At 73.4% G+C, this 18,281-nt stretch carries 19 protein-coding genes; 13 read left to right on the forward strand and 6 right to left on the reverse strand.

The features are described from left to right. Window positions 1–55 precede the first annotated feature (55 nt). The 3 genes from ACYVG5_RS07665 to ACYVG5_RS07675 all read right to left on the reverse strand — a co-directional run bounded on the left by ACYVG5_RS07665 (window position 56) and on the right by ACYVG5_RS07675 (window position 4,983). Entirely contained in the window at window positions 56–1,219 is a 1,164-nt protein-coding gene (locus tag ACYVG5_RS07665) for a glycoside hydrolase family 26 protein (RefSeq protein ID WP_222044571.1), read from the reverse strand. Continuing rightward, on the reverse strand, window positions 1,216–3,252 hold the full coding sequence (locus tag ACYVG5_RS07670; RefSeq protein WP_222044573.1) for a glycosyltransferase: 2,037 nt from the start codon (window positions 3,250–3,252) through the stop codon (window positions 1,216–1,218). Before ACYVG5_RS07670 ends, ACYVG5_RS07665 begins: the two co-directional genes overlap by 4 nt. A 111-nt stretch (window positions 3,253–3,363) precedes the next feature. Continuing rightward, on the reverse strand, window positions 3,364–4,983 hold the full coding sequence (locus ACYVG5_RS07675; RefSeq protein ID WP_222044575.1) for a peptide chain release factor 3: 1,620 nt from the start codon (window positions 4,981–4,983) through the stop codon (window positions 3,364–3,366). A 124-nt stretch (window positions 4,984–5,107) separates the two neighbouring features. On the opposite strand from ACYVG5_RS07675, the gene ACYVG5_RS07680 reads away from it, so the two are divergent. From ACYVG5_RS07680 to ACYVG5_RS07720, 9 genes are all read left to right on the forward strand, one after another. After that, the gene (locus ACYVG5_RS07680; RefSeq protein ID WP_460683076.1) at window positions 5,108–5,812 is read left to right on the forward strand and encodes a prepilin peptidase; all 705 of its coding nucleotides are present in this window, start codon (window positions 5,108–5,110) and stop codon (window positions 5,810–5,812) included. A 197-nt stretch (window positions 5,813–6,009) separates the two neighbouring features. Further along, window positions 6,010–6,222 (forward strand): Flp family type IVb pilin, encoded by a 213-nt coding sequence (locus ACYVG5_RS07685; protein ID WP_222044577.1) that lies wholly within the window; start codon window positions 6,010–6,012, stop codon window positions 6,220–6,222. 128 nt (window positions 6,223–6,350) lie between these two features. After that, entirely contained in the window at window positions 6,351–6,755 is a 405-nt protein-coding gene (locus ACYVG5_RS07690; RefSeq protein WP_222044579.1) for a TadE/TadG family type IV pilus assembly protein, read from the forward strand. Then, entirely contained in the window at window positions 6,743–7,723 is a 981-nt protein-coding gene (locus ACYVG5_RS07695) for a pilus assembly protein TadG-related protein (RefSeq protein ID WP_222044581.1), read from the forward strand. Before ACYVG5_RS07690 ends, ACYVG5_RS07695 begins: the two co-directional genes overlap by 13 nt. A gap of 10 nt (window positions 7,724–7,733) precedes the next feature. After that, window positions 7,734–8,474 (forward strand): Flp pilus assembly protein CpaB, encoded by a 741-nt coding sequence (gene cpaB, locus ACYVG5_RS07700; RefSeq protein ID WP_222044583.1) that lies wholly within the window; start codon window positions 7,734–7,736, stop codon window positions 8,472–8,474. 58 nt (window positions 8,475–8,532) lie between these two features. Further along, window positions 8,533–9,723 carry an AAA family ATPase gene (locus tag ACYVG5_RS07705; protein ID WP_222044585.1) on the forward strand — a complete coding sequence of 397 codons (1,191 nt, stop codon included), beginning with the start codon at window positions 8,533–8,535 and terminating at the stop codon, window positions 9,721–9,723. Further along, window positions 9,723–11,135 (forward strand): CpaF family protein, encoded by a 1,413-nt coding sequence (locus tag ACYVG5_RS07710; protein ID WP_222044587.1) that lies wholly within the window; start codon window positions 9,723–9,725, stop codon window positions 11,133–11,135. Before ACYVG5_RS07705 ends, ACYVG5_RS07710 begins: the two co-directional genes overlap by 1 nt. Next, the gene (locus ACYVG5_RS07715) at window positions 11,132–12,076 is read left to right on the forward strand and encodes a type II secretion system F family protein (protein WP_222044589.1); all 945 of its coding nucleotides are present in this window, start codon (window positions 11,132–11,134) and stop codon (window positions 12,074–12,076) included. The genes ACYVG5_RS07710 and ACYVG5_RS07715 overlap by 4 nt, the downstream gene beginning before the upstream one ends. Further along, window positions 12,076–12,969, forward strand: a complete 894-nt coding sequence (locus ACYVG5_RS07720; RefSeq protein ID WP_222044591.1) for a type II secretion system F family protein — start codon at window positions 12,076–12,078, stop codon at window positions 12,967–12,969. The genes ACYVG5_RS07715 and ACYVG5_RS07720 overlap by 1 nt, the downstream gene beginning before the upstream one ends. Window positions 12,970–13,010: 41 nt before the next feature. On the opposite strand, the gene ACYVG5_RS07725 is transcribed toward ACYVG5_RS07720, so the two are convergent. After that, window positions 13,011–13,349: a hypothetical protein gene (locus tag ACYVG5_RS07725; protein ID WP_222044594.1), complete on the reverse strand. Its 339-nt coding sequence runs from the start codon at window positions 13,347–13,349 to the stop codon at window positions 13,011–13,013. 209 nt (window positions 13,350–13,558) lie between these two features. On the opposite strand from ACYVG5_RS07725, the gene ACYVG5_RS07730 reads away from it, so the two are divergent. From ACYVG5_RS07730 to ACYVG5_RS07740, 3 genes are all read left to right on the forward strand, one after another. Continuing rightward, the gene (locus ACYVG5_RS07730) at window positions 13,559–14,686 is read left to right on the forward strand and encodes a baeRF2 domain-containing protein (protein WP_222044596.1); all 1,128 of its coding nucleotides are present in this window, start codon (window positions 13,559–13,561) and stop codon (window positions 14,684–14,686) included. Window positions 14,687–14,756: 70 nt separating this feature from the next. Then, complete coding sequence (locus tag ACYVG5_RS07735; protein ID WP_222044598.1) at window positions 14,757–15,014, forward strand: DUF2795 domain-containing protein; 258 nt, start codon at window positions 14,757–14,759, stop codon at window positions 15,012–15,014. An 87-nt stretch (window positions 15,015–15,101) separates the two neighbouring features. Next, window positions 15,102–15,344: a hypothetical protein gene (locus ACYVG5_RS07740; RefSeq protein WP_222044600.1), complete on the forward strand. Its 243-nt coding sequence runs from the start codon at window positions 15,102–15,104 to the stop codon at window positions 15,342–15,344. Window positions 15,345–15,354: 10 nt separating this feature from the next. Here ACYVG5_RS07740 and ACYVG5_RS07745 read toward each other — a convergent pair whose 3' ends face one another. Continuing rightward, window positions 15,355–16,380: a LacI family DNA-binding transcriptional regulator gene (locus tag ACYVG5_RS07745; RefSeq protein WP_222044602.1), complete on the reverse strand. Its 1,026-nt coding sequence runs from the start codon at window positions 16,378–16,380 to the stop codon at window positions 15,355–15,357. An 85-nt stretch (window positions 16,381–16,465) separates the two neighbouring features. Between ACYVG5_RS07745 and ACYVG5_RS07750 the strand changes: the two genes are divergently transcribed. After that, complete coding sequence (locus ACYVG5_RS07750) at window positions 16,466–16,888, forward strand: ChaB family protein (protein ID WP_222044604.1); 423 nt, start codon at window positions 16,466–16,468, stop codon at window positions 16,886–16,888. 20 nt (window positions 16,889–16,908) lie between these two features. Here the strand turns inward: ACYVG5_RS07750 and ACYVG5_RS07755 are convergent, their stop codons facing one another. Continuing rightward, the gene (locus ACYVG5_RS07755; RefSeq protein ID WP_222044606.1) at window positions 16,909–18,243 is read right to left on the reverse strand and encodes a M24 family metallopeptidase; all 1,335 of its coding nucleotides are present in this window, start codon (window positions 18,241–18,243) and stop codon (window positions 16,909–16,911) included. Window positions 18,244–18,281 lie beyond the last annotated feature (38 nt).

Here is an 18,281-nt window from a genome sequence, read left to right on the forward strand (position 1 = left end):
GGCGCGGCGTCCGGCCTGAGGGCCGCTGGAGCGGTCCACCCCGTCGGGGGGTGGATCACGCCGGCGGGGCGGTCCGGGGCGGCGTGGCCCACAGTGCCCACTCCGGCAGATCGGATCGGTAGGCAGCCCGGATGGCCGGGTCCGAGGTGGCGGTCCAGTCGATGTGCCCGCCGATCTCCGGCTCTTCCTTGTCCCACTCGAACCAATTGATCATCGCCAGCCGGGGCAACTGCCCGGGCACGTCCGCGGCGAACACCTGTCGCCACCACGCCTGCTTGACCGTGAGCTCGTCGGCCCCGCCGTGCCCGGGGGCGAAGAGGGCAGCGGTCTCCGGGATGGCCACCGGCTTGCCGTGCTGCTCCCCGTAGATGCCGTAGAAGTCCGGGACGGCGCGGTCGTCGCCGCCGAGTCCGCCGTACTCCCCGGTCAGCTGTGCGACGAACTTGCCGGGCTCGGGGACCTCGTTCTCTCCCCAGGGGTGGGCGTCGCCCCAGTGGTAGAGGGACATGCCGACCCAGTCGACCGCGTCGTCCCCCGGCCAGTAGGGGGCGTACGGGTCGTCCGCGCCGGTGGGGACGCCGTCCCCGTCGGTGTCGATGGCGGCGGCGTCGATGCTCCCCGGTACGGCCCCGTGGCGGCCGCCGGTGAACGGGTACCCCCCGCCATAGTTGGGCGCCCACATCATCGCCGAGCCGGGCGCTCCCGCGTGCACCGCGGCGGCGAGCCGGCGGAAGGCTGCCACGTAGTCGTCCGGCTGCTGTCCCCACGGGTACCAGGAGCCGTTCATTTCGTGGGCGAAGCGCACGATCACCGGGACGCCCCGGCAGTTGTAGCCGTCGAGCCGGGAAGCCAGCGCGGCCGCGACCCCGTCGGTGACCGTGGCGAGCCCCTCTCGCGGCTCCAGCGTGAGCAACAGCATCCCGCCCTCGGCGGCGATCTGGTCGACGGCGTCGTCCATGTTGCGCTCGTCGTCCGGGGCGAGGGGGAAGTCGGTGAAGGACACCGTGACGGCGGGGCGCCGGCCGAGCTGCACGCTGTAGTCGGCGAGCAGCTGCTGCCCCCAGTCGAGGTTGACCCCGACGTGGACGCCGTTCGTGGGAACCAGGCCGGCGACCGTGGTCGTCGCGCACGACGCCGACGACGAGTCGATCGCGGGCACCGCGCAGCCGGTGAGGGCGGCGACGGCGACGGCGGCCACCAGGGCCGGTGCGGCCCTCACGCCGACACCATGGCCGGCTCGAGCGCCGGCACGTCCTCCTCCACCGAGGCCCAGCGGAGGGCGCCGACGCCCATGGTCGTCGCCGACAGAGCCGCGAGCGCACGCCAGTCCCGGTCGAGGAACTGCACGCGGTGCCGGTCACCCTGACGAGAGCGCACGGTGACCTCCATGATGATCGGCTCGGTGCGGTCGGGGACGTGCATGGCGAGCAGGGTGTCGGCGCCGACGGGCAGACCAGGACCGGTGCCGTCGGCCAACGTCACCTGGGCGCCGCCCAGGGAGACGTCCAGCAACGTCCCGGGCAGGCCGTCGAGGGTGGCCGGGAACGACACGGGGAAGCGGTGTCCCTCCCGTCGTTCGGAACTGAACCGGGGGCTGCGGATACGAGCGATCGCGGTCCAGACGAACCCGGCGGTCACGAGCAGCCACAGGAGCGGCACCAGCGCGGTACCGCTGACCTGGTAGCGAGTGGGGGTGAGGCCCGCGAGCGTGAGAGCCGCATAAGCCACCGCCGCAGTGAGCACCAACCCCAGGGCGGTGAGCACGACGGGCACCCTCGCCCGGGTGCGGTCGCTGCCGGTGCGGCCCTTGGCGGTGACGGCGAAGGTGCCGGTCCCCGACCGCAGCAGCGACAGGGTCGCGGCCAGATTGGAGGGGAGTCGGACCATGTCGAACAGCAGCGAGAAGTCCGCCCGGGCGAAGCCCCGGCCGAGCAGCGTGATCGTGACCTGCTGCAGCACGAACGACGATCCGGCGTACAGCAGGAAGTCGCGTGGCGAGGCGGTGACCGGGAAGAGGCCGGTGGCCAGCACCGCGACCGGCAGGAGCGCCAGGCCCAGGGTGCGCCAGGAGTCGAACCAGGCGGACAACGAGTACGCATAGCTGATCCGCTGCGACCACGTCAGACCGCGGCTGGTGAGCGGGTTGTCGTACCGAAGTACCTGCATGGCGCCGCGTCCCCACCGCAGTCGCTGCGCGTAGAAGGCGGCGGGGCTCCCGGCGGCCAGGCCGCTGGCCAGCACCTGGTTGTGGTAGGCCGTGCGCCAGCCGGCCTGGTGCAGCCGCATCGTGGTGTGGAAATCCTCGGTGAGGGACTCGGTGGCCACCCCGCCGACGCCGCGGAGCGCGGAGACGCGCAGCACCGCGTTGGTGCCGCACCAGAAGGCGGCCCCCGCGTTGTGCTTGCCCGCCTGGATCACCCGGTAGAACAACGACTCCTCGTGGAGGGACGAGCCGGGGTGCATGTGCTCGAAGGACTCGGTGTTGTAGAAGTCCTGGGGAGTCTGGACCAGGGCGATGCCCGGGTCGGCGAAGTAGGGCAGCGTCCGGGTGAGGAAGTCCTCCTCCGGCACGTGGTCGGCGTCGAAGACCGCGATCAGATCGGTGGTCACCATCGCCAGGGCGTGGTTGAGGTTGCCGGCTTTGGCGTGGTCGTGCACGGGCCGGGTGACGTAGCGGGCGCCCAGTGCGTTGGCCATCTCGGCCACTTCCAGCCGGTCGCCGTCGTCGAGCACCCAGGTCTCGTGGTCGCCCTCCATCGCCAGCACCGCGGCGACCGTGGGCAACAGCACCTCGAGGCGTTCGTTGTAGGTGGCGATGAGCACGGTGACCGTCGGCTCGGTCCCGGCCCTCATCGGCGCCCGCGTGCGGGCCCGCTCGGGCGACACGTCCCAGGTGGTGATGACGAACAGGACGAGGGCGACGAACCCGTGCAGCTCCAGGAGGAGGAACGGGATGCCGATCCACAGGGCCGCGCCCGAGGGCATGGACCAGCCGACCCGCCAGATCAGGTAGACCATCGTGGCGAGCACGGCGCCGACGGCGACGGCGTGCAGCAGGAGCCGGCGCAGCGGACCCTCGGTGTCGGGCAGCTCAGCGCGGGGTCGCGGCCCTCGGCGTGCGGCGACGTCGGTCGTCCCGGCCGGCGGGGCGGCGGGAACCGGGACGAGACGGGGGGTCGGCCCCGGGGCCGGACGCCGGTGGGGCGCGCGATGCCGCCCCCTGGCCCGCCCGTTCTTGCGCTTCTGCCGCATGCGGATTCGATCGGCGGCGGCAGGCCCACGGTGAAGCCGGTCCGCTGTGGATCACCCGTTGGGGGGATGCCGGGGTGTGCCGCTGTCCTGGACCCGGCGACAGGGCGGTGGTCAGCCGAGCTCGGCGGCCACCATCGGCGTCAGGGTCAGGTGTGGCTTGTTCTGCGCCAGCACGCCCAGCGACCACTTGTCGGTGAACAGCGCCAGCAGCTCTCCGTTGGCGCGCTGCATCACCTCGGCGCCGCGGGCGGCGGCCAGCTCGGAGGCGGACGCGGCGTCGGTGATCCGGGCCAGGCGGTAGGGCAGCGGCTCGAGGCTGATCCGGGCGCCGAACTCGTGCTCCATCCGGTGGCTGGCCACCTCGAACTGCATCGGCCCGACGACGGCGAACACCGGGGCGCCGTCGCCGCGGCGCTCGGAGAGCAGCACCTGGACCACGCCCTCGCCGGCCAGGGTGTCGATGCCCTTGCGGAACTGCTTGTACTTGCTGGTGTCGGCGACCCGGGCGACCGCGAAGTGCTCCGGCGCGAAGGTCGTCACCGGGGGATAGCTGACCGGCTGCTCGGCGTAGAGGGTGTCGCCGACGCTGAGCGCGGCGGCGTTGACCAGGCCGACGACGTCCCCGGGGTAGGCGGTCTCGATGGTCTCCCGGTCGCGGCCGAAGACCTGCTGGGCGTACTTGGTGGCGAAGGGCCGGCCGGTGCCGGCGTTGGTGACGACCATGCCGCGCTCGAACACCCCGGAGCAGACCCGGATGTAGGCCAGCCGGTCACGGTGCCCGGTGTCCATCCCGGCCTGCACCTTGAAGACGAAGGCGCTGAACGGCGCGTCCAGCGGGTGCGGCTTGCCTTCCTCGTCCGGCCGGTCGGCGGGCGGGGGGGCCAGGTCGACCAGGGTGTCCAGCAGCTGGCCGACGCCGAAGTTGGAGACGGCGGAGGCGAACAGCACCGGCGTGGTGGCCCCGGCGAGGAACAGCTCCTGGTCGTGCTGCGCGCCGGTCTCGGCGAGCAGCTCCGACTCCTCGACCGCGGAGGTCCAGGCGTCGCCCTCGCGAGCGGCCGCGGCCTCGGCGGAGAAGATCTCCTCCGGGGCGATGGTGGCGCCGCCGGCGGTGCGGGTGAAGTGCCGGTAGCTGCCGTCCCGTCGGTCGAGCACGCCGCGGAAGTCGCCGGCGATGCCGACCGGCCAGGTCAGCGGCGTCGGGGTGAGGCCGGTGCGCTCGGTGATCTCGTCCATCAGCGCGAGCGCGTCCAGGCCCGGCCTGTCCCACTTGTTGACCACCGTGATGATCGGGATGCCGCGGTGCTTGCAGACGCTGAACAGCTTCATGGTCTGCGTCTCGAGGCCCTTGGCGGCGTCGACCAGCATCACCGCGGCGTCGACGGCGGTGAGGACGCGGTAGGTGTCCTCGGAGAAGTCGGCGTGGCCGGGGGTGTCCAGCAGGTTCACCACCGCGTCGCGGTAGGAGAACTGCAGCGCGGCGGAGGTGATGGAGATGCCGCGGTCCTTCTCCATCTCCATCCAGTCGCTCACCGTGCCGCGACGCCCGGCCTTGCCGTGCACCGCGCCGGCCTGGCCGATCACCCGGGCGTGCAGCGCCAGGGCCTCGGTCAGGGTCGACTTGCCGGCGTCGGGGTGGCTGATGACGGCGAACGTGCGTCGCCGCCGCGCCTGGGCCAGCACCGCGCCGCCCTGCGCCCGTACCGCCGTTGCACCGCGCTCCGTGTCCACGCCCGTCCTACTTTCTCTCTCGTCGAACCCGTGCGGCGAGCCGAGGAGGAACCTGCGCCGAGACCCTCCGATGGTAGGCGTCCTGCCGGACGGTCCTGGCGTGACGTGCCAGGGTGACCGCCGTGTGCGCCTCCCGACGGCTGACCCCGTGCTGACCGCGGTCGCTGCGGTGCTTGCCGCGGTGACCGGTGCGGTGGCCGGGTCGTGGGTCAACCGGGCGGCAGGGAGCTTCCCGTGGCCGACCGGGTCCGGCCTGCGGGGGGTGCTGCGGCTGGGGACCGGACACGGGGACGGCGCGGTCCGCCGGCCGGTCGTCGAAGCCGGGACGGCGCTGCTGCTGGCCCTCGTCGTGGTCCGCTTCGGCCTCACCTGGCAGCTCCCAGCCTTCCTCGTGCTGGCCGTGGTCGCCGTCCTGCTGGCGGTCATCGACCTGCGGCACCAGCTGCTGCCGAACCGGATCCTGCTGCCCGCGTTCGCCGGTGGCGCGGTGCTGCTGCTGGGTGCCGCGGCGGCGACCGGAGCCTGGGGTGAGCTGGTCCGGGCGGTGCTCGGCGCCGTCGGGCTCTTCGCCGTCTTCCTGGCCCTGGCGCTGGTCTCGCCCGGCGGTCTCGGATTGGGCGACGTGAAGCTCGCCGGACTGCTCGGCCTGTATCTGGGGTGGCTCGGCTGGGGAGCGGTGCTGGCCGGCGGGGTCGCGGGCTTCCTCGTGCAGGCCGCGGTTGCCGTGGCCCTGCTGGCCGTCCGGCGCGTGCGGCGGGACACGGAACTGCCGTTCGGGCCCGCGATGCTGGTGGGCGCGGCACTGGTGATGGCTCTGCCGTTGTCGTGAGCGACGCGGACCCTTATCACGATCCCGCGACTCAGCGTGAACACACGGACACGTTCAGCCCTCCATCGGGGGTCGGATCTTCCCGGACGGGTGAATTCGCTCAGGTCCGGCGGGTCGCGGCCCGATGGTCCCAGTGCAGCCGCACGGCCGGGTCGACCGATCCGGACCAGCTCGGCGACGACCCTCGGGAGCCTGTCGTGACCCAGCTCTACACCACCCTGTTCACCCTCGTCTCCTTCGCCGGCGACCGGCTGAAGAAGGAGGAGAAGGGCGCCACCGCCGTCGAGTACGGCCTGATGGTCGGGCTGATCGCCGTCGTGATCATCGTCGCCGTCACCGCCCTCGGCGGTCAGCTGAACACCCTGTTCACCAACATCACCACCTCGCTCGGCGGGACCGTCACGCCCTGACGACCGCGCACGTCCGAGTCCGGTAGCGGCTGCCCGGCGCGGCGGCCCCCACGGGGGCCGCCGCGCCGCTGCGCACCCGGCCGCGGCTCCGCACACATCCAGCACTGCTGTACCCGAGGAGGTGGGACATGGTCGGACGCCGACTGCACGGCGAGCGCGGAGCGAGCGCGGTGGAGTTCGCGCTGATCGTCCCGCTGCTGATCGTGCTCGTGCTCGGCATCGCCGAGTTCGGCCACGCCTTCTCGGTGCAGGGGACCCTGTCGTCCGCTGCCCGGGAGGGCGCCCGGGCGATGGCCCTGCAGAACGACCAGGCCGCCGCCAAGGCCGCCGTCCGAACCGCCGCCTCCACCCTGAGTCCGGGCATCACCGACGCCCAGGTCGCCATCACGCCCGCCTCCTGCCCGCTCACCGGCGGCACGGCCGCCACCACCTACGTGACGGTGACCATCAGCTACCCGAAGCCCTACCTGACCGGCTTCTTCGGCTCGGGGCTGGGCCTGACCGCCACAGGGGTCATGCGATGCAACGGCTGACCTCCCGGCTCACGGGTCGGACTGCGCGCCGGCTCGGCGACGAACGCGGCGCCGCCGCCGTCGTGCTGTCGCTGCTCATGGTCCCGATGCTCGGTTTCGCCGCGATCGCCGTCGACGTCGGCGCGCTCTACGCGGAGCGGGCCCGGTTGCAGATCGCCGCCGACGCGGCCGCCTTCGCCGTGGCCCAGGACTGCGCCCGGGGCGCGTGCGGGGACATGTTCGCCACCGCGTCGGACGTCGTCCAGGCCAACGACGGGGACGCCACCACCGCCCCGCCCGTGCTCAGCTCGGCCCCGCTCAGCGTGCAGGTCACCGGGAGCACGCCGGTGCAGCACTGGTTCGCGCCGGTCATCGGCCACGACGCCACCGGGGTCACCGCCACGGCCACCGTCGGCTGGGGCAGCCCGGACGCCGGCACGGCGGTGCTGCCGCTGACCTTCTCCTGGTGCGAGTTCGAACGGCAGACCGGCGGCGGGCTGCCCTCGGCCACCACGGTGCACACGATCAACCTGACCAAGTCGACGCCGGCCGAGAAGTCCTGCACCGGCCCGTCGGGGAACTTCGTCCCCGGCGGGTTCGGCTACCTGGACACCGAGCCCGGGAACTGTCGGGCCGCCAGCGCCATCAACACCCGCTCGCACTCCTCCACCGGCAACGCCGTCCCGTCATCCTGCTCGCAGGCCGACGCGTCGAGCTGGCTGGACCGGACCGTCTTGCTGCCGATCTTCGACGAGTACGGCGGCACCGGGAACAACGCCTGGTACCGGGTCTACGGCTACGCAGCCTTCCGGCTCACCGGCTACGACTTCGGCGGCCAGTACCACACCGGCAAGAACACGTGCCTCGGCAACGGCAGTGACCGGTGCGTAACCGGCTACTTCACCCGCTTCGTCGACCTGTCCGAGGCCTTCAGCTACAGCTCCGACGCACCCGCGCTCGGCACCGCCATCCTCCGACTGATCCGATAGGGGCACTCCTGTGAGACGACGACTCCTGGCCGCCGTCGCGGCCCTGGTCCTCGCCCTCGTCGGCACGGTGGTCCTGGTGGCCTACGTGCGCGGCGCGGATGCTCGTGCCCTGGCCGGCGTGCGAACCGTGGACGTGCTGGTGGTCCAGCAGCCCGTACCCGCGGGGACGCCGGTCACCGAGCTGGCCGGCCTGGTCGGCGCAGAGCAGGTGCCGGCCAAGGCCGCCGTGGAGGGCCGGGTCACCGACCTCGAGGAGCTGGCCGGGCAGGTCGCCACCGTCGACCTCCGGCCGGGGGAGCAGCTGCTCGCGGCCCGCTTCGCCGGCCCGGACGACCTGCAGGCCCCCGGGACGGTCGCCGTCCCGGCCGGCGCGCAGGAGGTCAGCGTCCTGCTGGAGCCGCAGCGGGCCGTTGGCGGCCGGCTGACCGCCGGCGACACGGTCGGTGTCTTCGTGTCCCTGCCGGAGCCGCCCTCGACGCACGTGGTTCTGCACCGCGTGCTGGTCACCCAGGTGCAGGGCGCGCCCGCGCCGGCCGGGGGAACCGAGGACGTCGAGACCGCGTCCGCCGGGTCGGCGGCGCCGTCGGCCAGCCTGATGGTGACCCTCGCGGTCACCGCCGAACAGGCCGAGGGCGTCGTGTTCGGCGCCGAGCACGGCACCCTCTGGCTCTCCCTCGAGCCGGAGGGCGCCGACATCGACGGCACCGAGGTCATCACGCCGGACAACGTGTACGGAAAGGACTACTCGTGAATGAGCAGCGCCTGACAACGCGGCGCAGCCGTTCCGCTCCGGCACCGGAGGCGGGTTCATGAGCCGCGTCGTCCTCGCCGCATCCGACGACGACCTTGCCCGGCGGATCTCCGCCGCGGCCGACGGCGATGTGCACGTGCTGCCCGACGGCCGGTTGCCCGGCGACCCGGCCCGGCTGTTCGAGCAGCTCACCGACGGCGAGATCCCGGAGGTGCTCCTGATCGGCCCGGGGGCGCCGGCGTCGGACGTGCTCACGCTGGCCGCCCGGCTCGACGTGCAGTGCCCCGGGATCAGCGTGGTGCTGATCGCCCGGCCGGAGCCCGAGCTCTGGCAGGCCGCCATGCGGGCCGGCATCCGGGACCTGCTCGAACCCGGCGCGGACGTCGAGGAGTTCCGGGCGGCGATCGAGCGGGCGGCGCTGGCCGCGGCGGGACGGCGGCGCGCGCTGCGCCCGCTGGAGGACACGGCGCGCTACACCGGTCGGGTCATCACCGTGGCGTCCCCCAAGGGCGGGGTCGGCAAGACGACGGTCGCGACCAACCTGGCGATCGGGCTGACCTCCTCCGCGCCGCAGTCCACGGTGCTGGTCGACCTGGACGTGCAGTTCGGCGACGTGGCCTCCGCACTGAGCCTGGTCCCCGAGCACACGTTGCCCGACGCCGTCCACGGCCCGGCGAGCCAGGACACCATGGTGCTCAAGACCTTCCTCACCGGGCACCCCAGCGGCCTGTACGCCGTGTGCGGCTCGGAATCACCGGCCCAGGGCGACACCGTCTCCGCCGCCGACGTCACCCGGCTGCTCACCTCGCTGGCCCGCGAGTTCCGCTACGTCGTGGTCGACACCGCCCCCGGCCTGTCCGAGCAGACGCTGGCCGCACTGGACCGGGCCACCGACGTGGTGATGCTCAGCAGCATGGACGTGCCCGGGGTGCGGGGGCTGCGCAAGGAGCTCGACGTCCTCCGCGAGCTGTGCATGATCCCGGCCGGCCGGCACGTGGTGATGAACTTCGCCGACCCCAAGGGCGGGCTGTCGGTGCGTGACGTGGAGACGACGATCGGCACCGGTGTGGACGTCGTCCTTCCCCGGTCGTCGGCCGTGCCGGCGTCGACCAACCAGGGTGTGCCTCTGCTGCAGAGCGGCGGCCGGGACCCGATGACCAAGGAGCTGCGCCGGCTGGTGTCCCGCTTCGCCGCCACGCCGCTGGTCAGCCCGAGCCGGTACCGGGCCAAGCACCGGGCGGCGTCCTGATGAACCTCGCCTCCCGACTGGACGCCGCGCGGGGTGTCGCCGTCCTGCCCGTCGTGCCTGCGCCGGCGCCGCCGGTGACCGGCGCACCCGCCGGCGGCTTCACCGGCACACCGGTCCCCGACGCGCTGAGCCGGCTCAAGGACCGGGTCGGCAAGGCGCTGTTCGAGCGCATGGGCAGCCGGATGAACGACCCGAGCCTGAGCGAGGACGCCCTGCGCACCATCGTCCTCGGCGAGCTCGACGCCGTGGTGGAGGCGGAGAACGTCCCGCTCAGCAGCGACGAGCGGCTGCGGCTCACCGCGGAGCTGGCCGACGACGTGCTCGGGTTCGGTCCCCTCCAGCGGCTGCTCGACGACCCGACCGTCACCGAGATCATGGCCAACGGCCCGGACTCGATCTACGTCGAGCAGAACGGCAAGCTGACCCGCACCGCATCCCGGTTCACCTCCGAGGAGCACCTGCGCCGGGTCATCGACCGGATCGTGTCCCGGGTGGGCCGGCGCATCGACGAGTCCTCGCCGCTGGTCGACGCGCGCCTGGCCGACGGGTCGCGGGTCAACGCGATCATCCCGCCGCTGGCGTTCAGCGGTTCGACGCTGACCATCCGCAAGTTCGCCAAGGACCCGTTCGGGGTCGACGACCTGATCGGGTTCGGCACCCTGTCGCCGGAGATGGCCGAGCTGCTGCACGCCTGCGTGGAGGCGCGGCTCAACGTGATCGTCTCCGGGGGCACGGGCACCGGAAAGACGACGCTGCTCAACGTGCTGTCCTCGTTCATCCCCGACGGGGAGCGGATCGTCACCATCGAGGACGCCGTCGAGCTGCAGCTGCAGCAGGACCACGTCGTCCGGCTGGAATCCCGCCCGCCGAACATCGAGGGCAAGGGCGCGGTCACCATCCGGGATCTGGTGCGCAACTCGTTGCGCATGCGACCCGACCGGATCGTGGTGGGGGAGTGCCGTGGCGGCGAGAGCCTGGACATGCTGCAGGCGATGAACACCGGGCACGACGGGTCGCTGTCCACGGTGCACGCCAACTCGCCGCGGGATGCGATCGCCCGGCTGGAGACCCTCGTGCTGATGGCGGGCATGGACCTGCCGCTGCGGGCCATCCGGGAGCAGATCGCCTCCGCCGTCGATGTCGTCGTCCAGATCACCAGGCTGCGGGACGGCACCCGTCGGGTCACCCACGTGACCGAGGTGCAGGGCATGGAGGGCGAGACGGTGACGCTGCAGGATGCCTTCCTCTTCGACTACTCCGCCGGCGTGGACGCTGCCGGGAGGTTCCTCGGCAAGCCGGTGCCCACCGGCGTGCGGCCGCGGTTCACCGATCGGTTCGACGAGCTCGGCATCCGGCTCTCGCCGCGGATCTTCGGCGCCCCCGACGTGCCACGCCAGCGGAGCTGGTCATGACGGGCTCGGCGCTCCTGCTCGTCGGGGTGGCCGCCGTGCTGGCCGCGCTGCTGCTGGTGACGCTCATCGTCCTGCCCGCCGGCCTCGCCCGGGTGCCGCTCAGCCGACTGGACCCGGCCACCGCCCCACCCTCCTCGGCGCTCTCCGGCGCGGGCGCCGCGGCCGGTGCCGCGGTCGGCCGCGTGCTGGAGAAGCGGGGGCTGGCGGCCTCGGGCACGGCGGCGCTGGAGCGGGCCGGCGTCAGGACGCCCCTGCCGGACGTCGTCCTGCTGATCGGCCTGGCCACGCTCGGCCTCGGCGTCACCGGAACCCTGCTCGGCGGGCCGCTGCTCGGCGTGCTGGCCACCGTGGCCGGGCCACTCGGCGCCAAGCTGCTGCTGAAGGTCAAGGCGGGACGGCGGCGGGCGGCGTTCGCCGACCAGCTCGACGACTCGCTGCAGCTGATGGCCAGCAGCCTCCGGGCCGGGCACAGCCTGCTGCGGTCGGTCGACTCGGTCTCCCACGAGGCCGAGGCGCCGACGTCGGAGGAGTTCGCCCGGATCGTCAACGAGACCCGGGTGGGCCGCGACCTGTCCGACGCCCTCGACGAGGTGGCCGAGCGGATGGGCAGCGACGACTTCGTCTGGGTCGCCCAGGCCATCGCCATTCACCGGGAGGTGGGCGGGAACCTCGCCGAGGTCCTCGACGCGGTGGGCCACACCATCCGGGAGCGCAACGCGATTCGCCGACAGGTGAAGGCGCTGTCGGCGGAAGGGAAGCTGTCGGCGACGGTGCTGATGGCGCTGCCGTTCGGCATCCTTGCCTTCCTCTCGGTGACCAACCCCGCGTACCTGGCCAAGTTCACCCAGAGCCTCGCCGGCTACGCGATGCTCGGCGTGGCCGCGCTGATGATGGCCGCCGGCGGGTTCTGGCTCAAGAAGACCGTGGCGATCAAATTCTGATGACCGACATCCCGCTCCCCGTGCTCACCGCCGCCGTCGCGATGGCCCTCGCGCTGCCGCTCCTGGGCTGGGCGCTGGTCAGCCGCCCGGCCCCGGCCGTCGTCCAGGCCCGGGAGAACCTCACCCGCGGTCTGGACCTGGGCTCGCCCGGCCGGGCGCGGACCGGTTCCCGCCCGGGGGCCGGCCTGGTCCGGGCGCTCACCCCCCGGGGCACTGTCGCCCGACTCAACCGGCTGGCCGGCACCGCCGGCCGCCCCGCGGCCTGGCCGCTGTCCCGGCTGGTCGCGGCCAAGCTGGTGCTGGCGGCCGTCGCCGCGGGACTGGGGCTGCTGGTGTTCTCCTCGAACCCTGGGCTGCTGCCCGGCCTGCTCGCGGCGGCCGTCACCGGCGTGGCCTACTTCCTGCCCGAGCTGCTGCTCTACAGCCGCGGGCAGGAGCGGCAGCAGGCGATCAGCCTCGAGCTGGCCGACACGCTGGACCAGATGACCATCGCCGTCGAGGCGGGCCTGGGCTTCGAGTCGGCGATGGCCCGGGCCGGGAAGAACGGCACCGGCCCGCTCGCCGAGGAGCTGGTGCGCACCCTGCAGGACATCGCGGTCGGCCAGCCGCGGCGGGACGCCTACCTCGCCCTGGCCGAGCGCACTGCCGTCCCCGACCTGCGCCGGTTCATCCGCGCCGTCGTCCAGGCCGACCAGTACGGCGTCTCCATCGCCGACGTGCTGCGCACCCAGGCGCAGGAGATGCGGCTCAAGCGGCGTCAGCGGGCCGAGGAGAAGGCGATGCAGATCCCGGTGAAGGTGATCTTCCCGCTGATCCTGTGCATCCTCCCCACACTGTTCATCGTGCTGCTCGGGCCGGCCGTGATGGACATCGTGGCGGCCTTCAGCGGCTGAGCCGGCCACCCCGTCAGCGGATGGCCGGCTCACCCGGAGCGTCAGCTGCGGGGCTGCGCCGGGTTGGTCGGGTCGCCGTGCGACGGCGGGTTCACCGGCGGCCCGGTGGTCGCCTGCGACACCGCGGAGCCGCCGGAGGGGGCCGGGGCGGCCTCCGGCTGGGCCGCGTCCGGCGAGCCGCCCGAGGGCTGCGTGCCGGCCTTCACGTCGTCGAGCCGGTGGGTGAGGGCCTGGACCACCTGGATCCGGTTGGCGTGCGCCTTCTCGTAGGTCAGCACGGTCTGCAGGTCGTCGGCGTCCAGCGTGCGGACGCGGGAGATCAGGCTGCCCACGGGCAGGTGGTCGTAGTCGGGCAACGGGAGGTCGTCGCGCTCGGTCATCCGGTTCCTTCCGGTTGGCTTCTCGGCCCCCTGCAGGGTCCCGCCGCGAGCTGGCGAGTGGTGGGGGGCAGACGGCCCTTCTGCTACCCGGCCCGGGCCCGCTGACACGCCGGGTGTGAGGTCCGGGACGGTGGGTAGGCCGCGGTGACACACCTCGCGGGGCTGAGCCACGGCCCCCTGCCCGACTGCGAACGAGGAGCTGCCGTCCCATGGACGTGTCCTTCCTGGAACCGGTCTTCAGTGCAGCCGGCCCGTACGCCACGGTCTGCGCCGACGTCACGCACACCACCGAGAACGCCGACACCGAGCTCGACCTGCGGGTCCGGGCCGTCTGCGAGGAGCTGTCCGCGCAGGGCGCGCCGGAGGTGGTCGTCGACGCGGTGCGCAGCCAGCTCCTGCAGGCCAACGACGGCGGGCAGCTCGCCACCCTGCGCGGCCGCGCGCTCGTCGTGGCCGCCGACGGGTCGGTGGTGCTCGACGAGGCGCTGGCCGACGCCCCCCGGGAGGCGGTCGCCGAGTGGTCACCGCACCCGTACCTGCTGCCGGTGCTGCGCCAGCTGGCCGGCCGGGTGCCGCACGTCGTCGTGGTCGCCGACCGCCTCGGCGCCGACGTCTCGGTGGCCACCAACCCCGGCCGACCGGTGCACGAGCAGTCGGTCGAGGGCGACGACTTCCACGCCCGCAAGGTGAAGGTCGGCGGCTGGGCGCACAACACCTACATGCACACCGCGGAGAACCAATGGGAGGAGAACGCCGGCCGGGTGGCCGACCGGGTGAACAAGCTGGTCGCCGGTGCCGGGGCGCGGTTCGTGCTGGTCGCCGGCGACGTCCGGGCCCGGCAGATCCTCGCCGACACGGTCGGCAAGGAGGTCGCCGACGTGCTGGTCTCCATGGAGGAGGGTGGCCGGGCGGCCGGCGCCGACCGGGCGCCGGTGGAGCTGCGGGCCGCCGAGCTCGTCGCCGAGCACGAGGCGCACGACGAGGCACAGGCGGTCGAGCAGGTCGAGGCCGCCTCGGCGCACGGCCTGGCCGTGACCGGGACGGCGGCGGTCGTGGAGGCGTTGCGCAAGGCCCAGGTCGAGACCCTGGTGCTGGCCGACCAGCCCGACGACGAGCAGCTCTACGTCGGCGGCGCCCCGCTGGAGATCGGGGTCGGTGCCCAGGACATGACCGCGCTCGGGGTCGAGGGTGCGGCCCAGGTGCCCGCCGACCGGGCACTGCTGCGGGCCGCGTTCGGCAGCGACGCGGCGGTCGTCGTCGTACCCCGGGCGGCGATGCCCGGTGGCATCCCGGTGGCCGCCGTCCTCCGCTACACCGATGCCTCGACCCCCGGCTGACCTCCCGTCAGCCCCAGCCCCAGCCCCAGCCCCAGCCGGACCGACCGGCTGACCCTGAGATCGGAGCAGCATGAGCGACCCGCACCAGGAAGGCACCCCGGCCGGCATGGACAACGCCGACGTCGAGCGCCGCTCCCAGCTCGCCGAGGCCCTCGGCAAGGAGGTCTGGCCGGCCGACCGGGACGCCCTGGTCGCCAAGGCCCGGGAGTCCAACGCGCTCGACAGCGTCGTCTCGGCGCTGCAGCGGCTGCCGGCCGACCAGAGGTTCGACAACGTGCAGGAGGTCGCTTCCGCCCTCGGGCTGGGCACGGAGCAGCAGCGCTTCTGAGGAAGGACCCCCCTGCCCCCACCGCTCGCAAGCTCGCGGCGGGCCCCTGCAGGGGGGCCGTCCCGGGCCATGACAAGAAGGATTGCCATGCCCAGCATGAAGGACCCGTCCCCCGAGGCCCTGGCCAACGTCACCGAGCAGAACGTCACGACCCGGGCGAACCTGCTGCCCGAGGAGCACTCGGTCGAGGGCGACCTCGACCCCGACCGGGGCGACCTGGACCCGGAGGTGCAGGCCGCGGTGATCCTGGCCGAGTCCGAGGAGCGCACCGTGCACCCCGATCCCGACGATGCTCAGGGTGGGCACCGCCAGTCCGACGACAGCCTCTGACCGCCGGCGCTCAGCCGGCCGGCCGGGGCGGGGCGGTGCTGTCCCGGGTCACCAGGTCGGTGGCCAGCTCCAGCCGGGGGCTCTCGATCGCCTCGCCGCGCACCATCCGCAGCACGGTGCGGGTGGCGAGCATCCCCATCTGGGCGAGCGGCTGGTGCACCGTGGTCAGCGGCGGCGAGGCCCACCGCGAGCCCGGCAGGTCGTCGAACCCGACGATGCTGACGTCCTCGGGTACCCGCATCCCCCGCCGGCGCACCGCCTCGTAGGCGCCCAGCGCCATCTGGTCGTTGGCCGCGAAGACGGCGGTCGGCGGGTCGGGCAGGGCGAGCATCGCGGCCGCGCCCCGGAAACCGGACTCGTGCTCGAAGTCGCCGGCGACCACGAGGTCGGGGTCGACCAGCAGCCCGGCCGACTCCAGCGCCGCCCGGTGGCCGTCGAGGCGGGCGCGGCTGCAGAGCAGGGCCGGGGCCCCCTCGATGAAGCCGATGCGGCGGTGGCCGAGCTCGATGAGGTGGCGGGTGGCGCTGAGGCCGCCGGCCCAGTTCGCCGCGCCGATCGTCGGCACGTCCAGGGCGGGCACCCCCGCGGGGTCGATGACGACTGCGGGCACGTGCAGGCGCTGCAGCTCCGAGTGCAGGACCGGATCGACGGCGCTGGTCACCAGGATGGCGCCGTCGCTCTCCCGGGCGCGCAGCGCGATCAGCCACGAGCGGGCCTCGCTGGCCTTGCGGTGGATGGCGCAGACCACGGTGCCGACCCCGGCGGCGTGCGCGGTCGCCTCCACCCCGCGGATGATCTCCACCGCCCACGGGCTGTCCAGGTCGTTGAAGACCAGCTCGATCAGCCGGGCCTCGGTGTGCGGCCGTACCCCGCGGCGCCGGTACCCGTGGTCGCGCAGCAGCTGCTCGACCCGCTCGCGGGTGCCCGGCGCGACGTCGGAGCGGCCGTTGAGGACCCGCGAGACGGTGGGCACCGAGACGCCGGCCTCGGCCGCGATGTCGGCGATCGTGACCGCGCGGGGCGGTGGGTCCGGCACGGATCACCTCCAGGTCGGGGCCCACACCCTAGGGGAGTGGACCCGGGTGGAGCGGGGTAGGCGCATCCCCGACGAAGGAGGAGTCATGCCGAAGACGACGAAGAGCGGCGAGGCGAAGCAGGACGAGATCCCGAGCACTCTGCAGCGGTCCGACGAGAAGGCGCAGCGCACGTTCGCCAAGGCCCACGACTCCGCTGCCGAGGAATACGGCGACGAGCAGCGGGCCAACCAGGTGGCCTGGGCGGCGGTCAAGCACACGCACGAGAAGGTCGGCGACCACTGGGAGCCCAAGGACGCCAAGGGCCCCAGCGACGCCCAGGCCGAGGGTGGCCGCGGCACCGACCGGGAGACCAAGGGCGGGGTGGACGCCAACGCCTCCAAGTCCCACCTCTACGAAGTGGCCCAGGAACTCGACATCGGAGGCCGCTCGACCATGGACAAGGACGAGCTCGTCGACGCCATCCAGAAGGCGAACGACAAGGAGACCCGCAAGGCCCGCGAGGGCTGACCGCCGGTCAGCCGGACCGGTCAGCCCGGAATGAGGACGAATCCGGTCTGCCGCCCGTCGAGGTACTCCACCCCGCGGTCGGTGAGCGCGATGCCCTGCTCCAGCGCCATCCGCACCAGCTGGCCGCCCCACTCGGGCACCGGCACCCGCGTGCACAGCTCCAGGGCGTAGACGGTGTTCGGCTGCAGTGCTACGTCGCCGGCGCCGGGTACGCCGTCCTGCTGGTCCCACATCCCGATCGCCGGGCCGGCACCGTGTCCGTGCACACCGACCGGATGGGAGTAGACGTCCCCGTCGATGCCCTCGACGGCCGCCGCCGCCCGGGCCGCGGCGAGCACCTGGTTGCCGGTGCGGCCGGGCCGCAGCTCCGCCGTCGTGAGGTCCTGCAGCCGGTTGCCGACGGCGAGCGCCGCGACCAGCCCGGCGGGGGCGGCGGTCTCCCCGGCGCGCAGCACGTACCCGTTGCGCTGGGTGTCGGTGGTGAGGCCCAGCGTCGAGAGGCCGACGTCGCAGTGCACCAGGTCGCCGGGCTCGATCACCGCGTCGAACGGGACGCCGGGCAGCACGGCGCCGCGCTCGTCGACCAGTGGCGTACCCGCCCGCTGCAGCCCCACGGTCGGCTGGAACCAGCCGTCGACGCCCAGGTCGGCGAAGCGCTGCCGGATCCACCAGGCGACGTCCAGCGCGGTGGTCCGGCCGACGGTGACCACCGCGGGGGAGTAGGCCTCGTCGATGACCTGGTGCACCAGCCGATTCATCGCGTGCATCGCCGCGATCTCCTCCGGCAGCCGCGTCTCCAGCCAGCCCACCGCCAGCGTCTCGGCCGGCACCACGCGCTCGGCGTGCGGGCCGAGCGCGGCCATCAGCAACCGGTGCTCGGTCACCGACAACCCGTCGGCGTGCGCGAAGACGGGGGAGACGTCGACGCCGATCGTCGCGGGTGCCGCCTGGTCGACGAAGCGGCGCAGTGCGGCCCACTGCGACTGCTCGGCGGGCAGCCCCGGAACCTCGTCCGGCTCCCAGGCGGGGAGGAACTGCCCGACCGGGTAGCGGGAGACTGCCGCCGCCGTCACTCCGTCGTCGCTGCGGTGGAACAGCAGGATGGTGCGCCGCCGCGCCGACAGCCAGCTCGCCGGCAGCAGCGTGGGCAGGACCGGGTCCTCGTTGTACTCCCGTCCGACGACCACCCACAGGTCGATCCCCGCCCGGTCCATCAGCGCCGGCATGAGGTCCAGCAGCCGCTGGGTCAGCCACCGGTCGCGCACCTCGGCCTGCTGGCGCAGGGACAGCGGCACGGTGCGCGTCGGGTCCGGCAGGGTGCGCCCGCTGGGGGTGCGCTCGGTGGACGTGGTCATGCAGGGCAGGAAAGCAGACCGGTGCCCGTGGCACCGGA

The sequence above is a fragment of the Modestobacter lapidis genome (assembly GCF_054780755.1).

Bases quoted from the DNA above. Each gene is read 5' to 3' on its own strand.
- ACYVG5_RS07670 (WP_222044573.1), bottom strand. From the start codon at position 3,252: ATGCGGCAGAAGCGCAAGAACGGGCGGGCCAGGGGGCGGCATCGCGCG.
- ACYVG5_RS07690 (WP_222044579.1), top strand. From the start codon at position 6,351: ATGGTCGGACGCCGACTGCACGGCGAGCGCGGAGCGAGCGCGGTGGAG.
- ACYVG5_RS07695 (WP_222044581.1), top strand. From the start codon at position 6,743: ATGCAACGGCTGACCTCCCGGCTCACGGGTCGGACTGCGCGCCGGCTC.
- ACYVG5_RS07705 (WP_222044585.1), top strand. From the start codon at position 8,533: ATGAGCCGCGTCGTCCTCGCCGCATCCGACGACGACCTTGCCCGGCGG.
- ACYVG5_RS07710 (WP_222044587.1), top strand. From the start codon at position 9,723: ATGAACCTCGCCTCCCGACTGGACGCCGCGCGGGGTGTCGCCGTCCTG.
- ACYVG5_RS07715 (WP_222044589.1), top strand. From the start codon at position 11,132: ATGACGGGCTCGGCGCTCCTGCTCGTCGGGGTGGCCGCCGTGCTGGCC.
- ACYVG5_RS07720 (WP_222044591.1), top strand. From the start codon at position 12,076: ATGACCGACATCCCGCTCCCCGTGCTCACCGCCGCCGTCGCGATGGCC.
- ACYVG5_RS07725 (WP_222044594.1), bottom strand. From the start codon at position 13,349: ATGACCGAGCGCGACGACCTCCCGTTGCCCGACTACGACCACCTGCCC.
- ACYVG5_RS07730 (WP_222044596.1), top strand. From the start codon at position 13,559: ATGGACGTGTCCTTCCTGGAACCGGTCTTCAGTGCAGCCGGCCCGTAC.
- ACYVG5_RS07735 (WP_222044598.1), top strand. From the start codon at position 14,757: ATGAGCGACCCGCACCAGGAAGGCACCCCGGCCGGCATGGACAACGCC.
- ACYVG5_RS07740 (WP_222044600.1), top strand. From the start codon at position 15,102: ATGCCCAGCATGAAGGACCCGTCCCCCGAGGCCCTGGCCAACGTCACC.
- ACYVG5_RS07750 (WP_222044604.1), top strand. From the start codon at position 16,466: ATGCCGAAGACGACGAAGAGCGGCGAGGCGAAGCAGGACGAGATCCCG.
- ACYVG5_RS07755 (WP_222044606.1), bottom strand. From the start codon at position 18,243: ATGACCACGTCCACCGAGCGCACCCCCAGCGGGCGCACCCTGCCGGAC.